The organism is Streptomyces sp. NPDC058008, from assembly GCF_042886395.1.
GTDB lineage: Bacteria > Actinomycetota > Actinomycetes > Streptomycetales > Streptomycetaceae > Streptomyces.
Map to the genome: position 1 here is coordinate 209,588 of NZ_JBHVQX010000009.1, position 6,076 is coordinate 215,663.

Genomic DNA, 6,076 nt, shown 5'->3' on the forward strand with positions numbered 1-6,076 from the left:
GACGGCATGGACAGCAGTAGCACCACGCGCCGCCAGATCACCCGGCAGAAGCTCTACGAGGCGGCGGTGACCCTGATCGCCGAGAAGGGGTTCTCCGCCACGACGGTGGACGAGATCGCGGAGCGCGCCGGGGTCGCCAAGGGCACGGTCTACTACAACTTCAAGAGCAAGACGGAACTGTTCGAGGAGCTGCTGCGGCACGGCGTCGGACTGCTCACGCAGTCGCTGCGTTCCGCCGCCGACTCGACGGACGCGCGGGGCGGCACCCGGGTGGAGGCGCTGGACGCGATGATCAGGGCCGGCCTGGTCTTCATCGACCGCTACCCGGCTTTCACCCAGCTGTACGTCGCCGAGCTCTGGCGCACCAACCGCGCCTGGCAGTCGACCCTCCTGGTGCTGCGTCAGGAGGCCGTGGCCGTCGTCGAGGGAGTGCTGCGGGAGGGCGTCGCGGGCGGGGAGCTCAGCGAGGAGATCGACATCCAGCTGACGGCCGCGGCGCTGGTCGGGATGGTCCTGGTAGCGGCGCTCGACTGGCAGGCGTTCCAGCCCGAGCGGACGATCGACGACGTGCACTCCGCCCTGTCCCTGCTGCTGCACGGCCGGGTCAGCGGACGCTGAGACCGCCCGGCGGCCCGCACACGGAAGAACGCCGGTCCGGTGGAATTCGATCCCCCCGAATTCCACCGGACCGGCTCGGCGTCCCGCCGCGGAGCCCTCCCCCGTGACCCCGTGTCCCCCGTGGTCCCGGAGCTCCGCGCCGACGCCCCGTCACGTCCGGGGTACCGCGCCGTTCCGCCGCCCCGTGCCGGCGGTGCCGGGCCGCGCCCCTTCCGTGGTCCCCACTCTTCCGTCCGCGCAGGTGGGAGCCCATCCGCGCCGCTACTCATCTCCCGTACTAGGTAGGGATACTCAGACCTGTGCGGCAGCACCCGTCCGGGCGCCGGCCGGACTGGCTACGATCGCGTCCGTGTCCGTACTCCCCCTGGTGTTCACGAGCGGCTGGGCGAGCGGGATCAACGCCTACGCGGTGGTCCTCCTCCTCGGTCTGTTCGGCGCGACCGGTCTGGCCGACGAGGTGCCCGAGCCCCTCCGGCGCACCGATGTGCTCGTGGCCGCGGCCGTGCTGTTCCTGCTGGAGGCGGTCGCCGACAAGATCCCGTACGTGGACTCGGCCTGGGACGCGGCGCACACCGTGATCAGGCCCGTGGCCGGCGCCGTCGTCGCCGCGCTGCTGGCCGGCGCGAGCGGGTCGCTGCCGGAGATCGCGGCGGGGGCCGTGGGCGGGACCACCGCGCTGCTGAGCCACCTGGTGAAGGCGGGCACCAGGATGGCGGTCAACACCTCACCCGAACCGTTCAGCAACGCCGGGGTCAGCGTCCTGGAGGACCTCGGCGTCGCCGGTGTCATCACCTTCGCCGTCTTCAACCCGGTGGCGGCCGCCGTCGTCGCGGGGTCCCTGCTGCTGCTCGGCCTGGTGGTGCTGTTCTTCCTGGCCTCCCGGATCCGCCGGTTCCTGCGGCGCCGGGCACGGCGCCGCGCGGAGGCGCGGCCGGCCGGGGCGGGCAGAAGGTGGCCGTACGGATGAGCGCCGGCGGCACCCCGTAAGGTCACTCGCATGGCACGAATCGCGGTGATCGGCGCCGGGACAGGCGCGATGGCGGCGGCCGCCCGGCTCTCCGTGGCAGGCCACCGGGTGACGGTGTACGAGCGGTCGGGGACCTACGGCGGCTCGCTCGGACGGTACGCCCGGGACGGCTTCGTCTTCGACACGGGCCCCGGGCTGCTGCATCTGCCGGCGGTCCACCGCGACCTGTTCGTGAAGACGGGCCGCGAGAGCCTGGAGCAGTGCGTCACCCTCACCCAGGTCGACCCGGCGAGCCGGCATCTCTTCGCGGACGGCACCGCGGTGTCGCTGCCCAACGCCTCGCGGGCCGGTGTCGTCGGGGCGCTGGACCAGGCGCTCGGCGAGGGGGCCGGGGCCCGCTGGGGCGACTTCATGGACCGGGCGGGCGTCGCCTGGAACCGCTCGCGCAGGCCCCTGCTGGAGGAGCCGCTGCCCGAGGACCGGCAGATGTTCGGCCGCGACCCCTACCCCGCGACGCGCCACCGCAGGCTGCTGCGCCCGTCCCGGCAGGCGTCGACGGTGGCGGAGGTGGGCGCCTGGGAGCTGGCCGACCCCCGCCTGGCGGCCCTGCTCGACGGATACGCCCTGTCGTACGGTCTCGACCCGCGCCGCGCCCCGGCCTCCGCCGCCCTCCTGCCGTACATGGAGGAGACCTTCGGCAGCTGGTACGTCGCGGGGGGCATGCGCGCGCTGGCCGACGCGGTGTACGCCCGGTGCCTGGCGCGCAAGGTGGAGTTCGTCTTCGGCGCCGAGGTGGTCGGGGTGGCCGAGAAGGACGGCCGGGCGGCGGGCGTCGAACTGGCGGACGGCCGGAGCGTGGAGGCCGCCCATGTGGTCCTGGGCGCGCAGCCGGCGCCGGGTCTTCTGCCGTTCCCGGACGAACGGCCCGCAGGGGATCCGGTGCCCGGCCGCTTCCTCGTCATGCTGTCGCTGCGCGGCGCGCGGGAGGCCGGCGCCGTCCACCGGACGGTGGTGCACGGCCCGGATCCGGGCGCGGAGCAGGAGGCGGTGTTCGGTGGCCGGACGGCGGAGCTTCCCACGGTGACGGTGCTGCGCCCGGACGACCCCGCCACCCGGCCCGACGGGGAGCACGAGGCGGTGACCCTGATGGTGACGGTCGCGCCGCACGGTCCGGTGGACTGGACGGACGCGGCGTTGCGCGAGCGGTACGCGGACGTGGTGACCGGCCGTGCCGCCGAGGCGGTGCCCGGCCTGCGCGAGCGGATACTCCACGCCGAGGTGCGGACGCCCGCCGAGACCGCGGCGGACACGGGCGCGGCGGGCGGTTCGGTGCCGGCTCCGGCCCTCGCCGGGGCCGGGGGCGCCTGTCTGCACTCCGCGAACCGCACCGCGCTGCCGGGGCTGTATCGGGCGGGCGGCTGGTCGCATCCCGGCGGCGGGCCGGCCCACGCCGGGATGTCGGGCGCCCTGGTCGCCGGACTGATCGTGGAGGGGGACGGCTTCCGCGGCTCTCAGTGAGGCCGCGGACGGCGCGCCGGAGCCGGCCGCCGGGTGCGGACGGCCGGCGGGCGGGTCAGTAGCGGTACTGGTCGTTCTGGCCGGTGTCGTACCCGTTGCCGTACGGGGCGGGCCGGACGGGGACCTCGGGCGGCAGCGGGGAGTGGTAGGGCTCGTTCTCGCGCTGCTGCGGCACCCACACCCCGCCGGGCGGGGTGTCGGTGTACGGCGCGGCGTACGGGTCGGCCGCGGGCTGGTGCCCGGCGCCGTAGGACGGGTCGTAGCCGTTGCCGTGGTTGTCGTACGGGGCGTACTGCCCGGTGCCCGAGGTGGTCTCCGCGCCGGTGTAGGGGTCGGGGTAGGCCTGGTAGCCGTCCTGCTGCCGGCCCGTGCCGTAGTCGTACTGTCCCGCGTAGGCGCCCTGGTCCTGCTGGTAGGTCTCCTGGCCGGGGTAGCCCCCCTGGACGGCGTAGGGGTCGTGGGCGGCGGGCTGCTGGCCGTACCCGTCGTACGACGGGTCGTAGGCGGCGTACTGCGGCTGCTGCTCACCGTGCTGAGGCTGGTGCTCGGGCTGGTGCTGAGGCTGGTGGTGGTCGTTGCCTGCCGGGACGGGGTCGGTGTAGACGCCGTACTGGCCGGTGTCCTCCGGCATCGGCTGCGGCGCGTAGACCGCCGTCGGGGCGGGCTCGCTCCCGTCCGGTCCGGACTCTCCCCCGTACTCCAGGCCGGAGACCTCCAGGACGGGCTCCTGGCTGACCGGCGCCCCGCCCTTGCGTCGGCGGCGGCTCTCCCCCGGGCTGCCGCCCACGGCCCAGCCGGTCGAGAAGCCGCGCCGGAAGGAGAGCGTCACGTACGTCTGGCCCGTCGCGAAGGCGATCGCCCCGAGGACGATCACCGGGACGGAGGCGAGCAGGACGCCGAGGACCACTCCGAGGAAGCCGGCGAAGGCGAGCAACCGCCAGCGCAGACGCGCCTTGTACTGCAGGAGCACCTCGCCCAGCAGCCACAGCGCCACTATGCCGAATGCGATGTAGAGGACCGTCCAGCCCACGCCCGCCCCCTCCTACGGCCACCGCCCCGGTTGGTGGCGGGTACGGCCGGTCACGACTGCTTGTGCAGTCCGAGATTCTCGTAGATCTCGAGTGTCGCCGTCGAGTTGTTGAGCGTGATGAAGTGCAGCCCCGGAACACCTTCCGAGAGCAGTTTCGCGCAGAACTCCGTGGCGAACTCGATGCCAATGGAGCGTACAGCGGCCGGGTCGTCCTTCGCGGCGAGGATGCGCTCTTTCAGCGCGGCCGGCAGGGACGCGTTGCTGAGCTGCGCGAATCTTTCCAGCTGCCGGACGCTGGTGAGCGGCATCACCTCGGGAATGACCGGGGTGTCGCAACCCGCAGCGACCACGCGGTCACGCATCTGCAGATAGCTTTCCGGGTGGAAGAACATCTGGGTGATCGCGTAGTCGGCACCGGCGCGGCACTTGTCCACGAAATGACCGATGTCGGAGTCCCAGTCGGTGGATCGCGGATGCATTTCGGGAAAAGCCGCCACGCCGACGCAGAAATCACCGGCCTCCTTGATGAGGCGGACGAGATCGGCCGCGTACCGCACCCCCTGCGGATGCTCGACCCACTCGCCCATCGGGTCGCCGGGCGGGTCTCCGCGCACCGCGAGGATGTTGCGGATCCCGGCGTCGGCGTACTGCCCGACCATGTTGCGCAGTTCGGCGACCGAGTGGTCGACGGCGGTCAGGTGCGCGACCGGGGTGAGCGTGGAGTCCGCGGCGATCTGCTGGGTCGCCCGGACGGTCCCGGCGCGGGTCGAACCGCCGGCCCCGTAGGTCACGGAGACGAAGCTCGGCGCCACGGCCTCGACCCGGCGCAGGGCGTTCCAGAGGTTCCGCTCGCCCTTCTCGGTCTTGGGCGCCCAGAATTCGAACGAGAACGACGTCTCGCCGGTCGCCAGCAGCTCACGCACGGTGCGCGCGTGATCCGTCCTGGTGGAAGGTGTGCCAAGAGCCATACTGGGAGGTTAACCAGGGCCTGGCGGTACCCCAACCAGAGTGCGGGAATTGACCGGAATGAGGCGGATTTTGTCCACCCCTCGGACACTCCCCCGCCCCACCCCCTCGGAGCCCTCCTCCACCGCCTCGGCGACGCGCCTCAGCCGGTGCGTTCCCTGACCCGGCGCGCGAGCGAGGCCGCCGCGGCGGCCGGGTCCGCGGCCTCGGTGATCGCCCGGACGACGACGACGCGCCGTGCGCCGGCGTCCAGCACCTCGTCCAGGTTGCCCGCGTCGATGCCGCCGATGGCGAACCAGGGCCGTGCCGTGCCGAGCGAGGCGGCGTGGCGCACGAGGCCGAGGCCGGGGGCGTGGCGGCCGGGCTTGGTCGGGGTCGGCCAGCAGGGGCCCGTGCAGAAGTAGTCGACGCCCTCCTGGACGGCGGCGGCGTCGACCTCGGCCTCGGCGTGGGTGGAGCGGCCGATCAGCACGCCACCGCCGACGACGGCGCGGGCGGCGGGCACGGGCAGGTCTCCCTGCCCGAGGTGCAGCACGTCGGAGCGGGCGGCGTGGGCCACGTCGGCCCGGTCGTTGACCGCGAGGAGTGCGCCGTGGCGCTCGCAGGCGTCGGCGAGGACGGCGAGGTGTTCGAGCTCCTCGGCCGCCTCCATGCCCTTGTCCCGCAGCTGGACGATGTCCACGCCGTTGGCCAGCACCGCGTCGAGGAATTCGGGGAGGTCGCCCTGCCGCTTGCGGGCGTCCGTGCACAGGTAGAGCCGGGCGTCGGACAGCGGGCTGCGAGCCGTGGACATGATGAGTTCCCCCGTCGGTGCGTGGATGGGCACGGTGCGGCGGCTGACCGCCCGTACGTCGGTGGACCGCCGGGCCGGCGGGTCCCGTAACGGCGGAGTGGGGGGCGCGGGGGGGGCGGGCCCCCCGCCCCGCCCCGGCGGGCGGGGAGACGGCGGGGGCCGGGGGGGGGGGGGGGACCCACGG

6 protein-coding genes are annotated in these 6,076 nt (G+C 73.8%); 3 read left to right on the forward strand and 3 right to left on the reverse strand.

The genetic code is table 11. The features are described from left to right. Positions 1 to 6: 6 nt before the first annotated feature. The 3 genes from ACFVS9_RS12005 to ACFVS9_RS12015 all read left to right on the forward strand — a co-directional run bounded on the left by ACFVS9_RS12005 (position 7) and on the right by ACFVS9_RS12015 (position 3,103). Positions 7 to 618, forward strand: coding sequence for a TetR/AcrR family transcriptional regulator (locus ACFVS9_RS12005; RefSeq protein ID WP_383116063.1), 612 nt, complete (start codon positions 7 to 9; stop codon positions 616 to 618). A gap of 349 nt (positions 619 to 967) precedes the next feature. Then, positions 968 to 1,585, forward strand: coding sequence for a DUF4126 domain-containing protein (locus ACFVS9_RS12010; RefSeq protein ID WP_383116064.1), 618 nt, complete (start codon positions 968 to 970; stop codon positions 1,583 to 1,585). A gap of 30 nt (positions 1,586 to 1,615) precedes the next feature. Then, positions 1,616 to 3,103: a phytoene desaturase family protein gene (locus ACFVS9_RS12015; protein WP_389931655.1), complete on the forward strand. Its 1,488-nt coding sequence runs from the start codon at positions 1,616 to 1,618 to the stop codon at positions 3,101 to 3,103. Positions 3,104 to 3,158: 55 nt separating this feature from the next. Here the strand turns inward: ACFVS9_RS12015 and ACFVS9_RS12020 are convergent, their stop codons facing one another. From ACFVS9_RS12020 to thiE, 3 genes are all read right to left on the reverse strand, one after another. Further along, positions 3,159 to 4,133: a hypothetical protein gene (locus ACFVS9_RS12020; RefSeq protein WP_389931657.1), complete on the reverse strand. Its 975-nt coding sequence runs from the start codon at positions 4,131 to 4,133 to the stop codon at positions 3,159 to 3,161. Between the two features lie 50 nt (positions 4,134 to 4,183). Beyond that, complete coding sequence (metF, locus tag ACFVS9_RS12025) at positions 4,184 to 5,101, reverse strand: methylenetetrahydrofolate reductase [NAD(P)H] (protein ID WP_383116067.1); 918 nt, start codon at positions 5,099 to 5,101, stop codon at positions 4,184 to 4,186. Positions 5,102 to 5,241: 140 nt separating this feature from the next. After that, complete coding sequence (thiE, locus tag ACFVS9_RS12030; protein ID WP_389931658.1) at positions 5,242 to 5,892, reverse strand: thiamine phosphate synthase; 651 nt, start codon at positions 5,890 to 5,892, stop codon at positions 5,242 to 5,244. Positions 5,893 to 6,076 lie beyond the last annotated feature (184 nt).